This is a genomic window from Idiomarina sp. UBA4206 (assembly GCF_002383015.1).
Taxonomy (GTDB): Bacteria; Pseudomonadota; Gammaproteobacteria; order Enterobacterales; family Alteromonadaceae; genus Idiomarina; species Idiomarina abyssalis.
The window spans coordinates 1-2,240 of record NZ_DFTS01000017.1; the positions used below are offsets into that span (position 1 = coordinate 1).

The following is a 2,240-nucleotide window of genomic DNA, read 5'->3' on the forward strand; positions in this document are numbered from 1 at the left end:
CTCATGTGACTGGAGTTCAGCTCTTCCGATCTCTGGCTGTGCTTTCATTTTACCTCCTGACTACTTTTCCACCTTTTCCAGGGGATAACGCTTGTTTATGGGCCTGCTGAAAGGTATGTTTTATTGCTATAAGCTAACCTTATATGACAACCTTTAACAACTTATGCGCCGTTTACTTTTTATTTTTATTGTTATGAGCTTTTTCCCGAACATGGCATCAGCAGACACTTATACTCTTTACTTCTCCCGTCATATGGAGAAAACAACCGACAAGACCGACCCCGACCTCAGTTTGGTTGGCAAACAGCGTGCGCAAGTTCTCGCGCAGGTTTTGAAAAACAGCGACATTGAAGCCATATTTTCTACCGACTATAAGCGCACTCAGCAAACCGCAGAAGCACTGGCAAAACAATTGGGGCTATCAGTAGAAACCTACCCAGCTAAAGACTTTAAAGGAATAGTAACCAGCTTAAAGGAGCTCAAAAAGAACGCACTGATTATTGGCCACAGCAATACCGTGCCTGAACTGCTCAAAGCAGCTGGTGGAAGCGCTGATAAACTTGGAGAAGAGGACTTCGGCGACTTATTCCAGGTTGTGGTCAGCGGCGACAGCGTTGTCACCAACCGGCTTTATATTCCGGTCATACAATGACCTGTACGACGGTAACTCAGTTTACGGACAACTTACTTCCAATTCGTTTTAAACCAAGACAGCATTTCACCTTCTATGGCTTCCGCGTTTTTGCCATAGCGATGTTTGCCGCTTTCATATATTGAAAGCTTATGAGTAAACCCTTCTTTCTCAAGCACTTTACTCAACCCTATACTGGAATCCACTAACACACGTTCGTCCTTCTTGCCGTGTATCAGGAGAATAGGAATATCATTATCAATTTCATCCATCCAGAAAACAGCTGAGCGCTTCTTTAATTCAGCTTCTTTTTCTTCGTCATAATTTGGAATTCGCTCTTTATAAAGTCGCACCATTTCTGGACGGTGCTCTAATCCCTCAAATAAGTTGTATTGCCCGGCATAAAGAACAATAGAGTCAACATCTAACCCCTGCTTTACCGCTAAAAGGGACTGCATGCCACCGCGGCTAGCGCCAAATACGCCGACTTTTTCAGGGTTCACATTAGGAAAGTGTTCGAATAACTGTGGCAAAGCGACGACATCTTTCACGTCTGCGCCGCCAAATTCATCTTCACCGGGGAATTTTGGAAGAGCTCCGCGATAGCTTGAGGCAAAAATAGCCACATTGCCCTCTGTCGCTAAATTAAAAAGTCGGCTGAATACTCGGGCAAACGTCCAGGACCCAAAACTCGCGTTCCCCCCGCGGTTATAGATAATCACGGGAAGGTCAGACTCATTTTTAGGAGCAACGTAGTATGAGTGAACCACTGCACCGTCGACTTTATACATAACGTTTTTGCAATCCAGATTCTGCCGATAACTCTCAAAATCTTCTTTTTTATAGGCAGCTTTCACCTTGCTCATAAATTTTTCGGCACCAGGCTTATCACCTTGCATTTTTGCAATCATCTGCATCCAGCTATCATAGCTGGCAAACCTTCCTTTGAAACAGTCGCTTGTACCCATTAACTTAACGTCGGGCTCCGCCTTGGCTGGCATCGCCACAAAGCTCATAGTTACGAAAAGGCTAAACATAAGAGTTTGCTTTATTGTTCTTATCATTTTTCCTTCCTTGGTTTTAAGTGTTATACCAATCAATAGATATAACAACTTACTATACGCTTAGTAATAACACAAAACTGCCTTTAACTGTTTTTCCGCGTTGACCAGAACGTTATTGAGCAAAAAGCTACAATAGCCAGTGTGAGCAAGTACGGTGACTGAGCCATGAAACTCCGTACCGGAGTCAGAATTTGATTCCCAGACACCACCCATAAAGCAGCCGCTACCAACAGCGCACTCATAAATGCCAGCAAAACAAGAATGCGACGTTTCTTCTCAGACTTTCGAATTGAGCTCAACGTTTGCTCAGTAAAGCTTTCATCAACTAAGCGAGTTTTATAGCTGACAAGATCATTCAAAGCGTCATGTTCGGGTGCACTCATGAGGCAACCTCCTGCTTGTTTTGTGGGGCGCTGACAATATCAATCAGCTTTTGTTTTCCCCGGGCAATATGAGATTTAACCGTGCCAAGCGGTAAGTCAGTAATAGCGACAATTTCCTGATGGCTCATTCCGGCACTTAAAGACAAGGTTAAACAGGTGCGT

Annotated in this window: 4 protein-coding genes; 1 reads left to right on the forward strand and 3 read right to left on the reverse strand. The window is 44.0% G+C overall.

Annotation, left to right across the window (positions count from 1 at the left end):
• Positions 1 to 163 precede the first annotated feature (163 nt).
• Positions 164 to 652 (forward strand): histidine phosphatase family protein, encoded by a 489-nt coding sequence (locus B3180_RS03640; protein WP_278361038.1) that lies wholly within the window; start codon positions 164 to 166, stop codon positions 650 to 652.
• A gap of 32 nt (positions 653 to 684) precedes the next feature.
• On the opposite strand, the gene B3180_RS03645 is transcribed toward B3180_RS03640, so the two are convergent.
• From B3180_RS03645 to B3180_RS03655, 3 genes are all read right to left on the reverse strand, one after another.
• Positions 685 to 1,695: an alpha/beta hydrolase family protein gene (locus B3180_RS03645; protein WP_286843121.1), complete on the reverse strand. Its 1,011-nt coding sequence runs from the start codon at positions 1,693 to 1,695 to the stop codon at positions 685 to 687.
• Between the two features lie 83 nt (positions 1,696 to 1,778).
• Complete coding sequence (locus tag B3180_RS03650) at positions 1,779 to 2,078, reverse strand: hypothetical protein (RefSeq protein ID WP_278358374.1); 300 nt, start codon at positions 2,076 to 2,078, stop codon at positions 1,779 to 1,781.
• Positions 2,075 to 2,240, reverse strand: a 166-nt coding sequence (locus tag B3180_RS03655) for a sigma factor-like helix-turn-helix DNA-binding protein (RefSeq protein ID WP_286843153.1), incomplete at its 5' end; no start/stop codon positions are given. The genes B3180_RS03655 and B3180_RS03650, both read right to left, overlap by 4 nt.

Excerpts from the sequence above, each read along its gene's own strand:
- B3180_RS03640 (WP_278361038.1), top strand. The coding sequence starts at position 164 with ATGCGCCGTTTACTTTTTATTTTTATTGTTATGAGCTTTTTCCCGAAC.
- B3180_RS03645 (WP_286843121.1), bottom strand. The coding sequence starts at position 1,695 with ATGATAAGAACAATAAAGCAAACTCTTATGTTTAGCCTTTTCGTAACT.
- B3180_RS03650 (WP_278358374.1), bottom strand. The coding sequence starts at position 2,078 with ATGAGTGCACCCGAACATGACGCTTTGAATGATCTTGTCAGCTATAAA.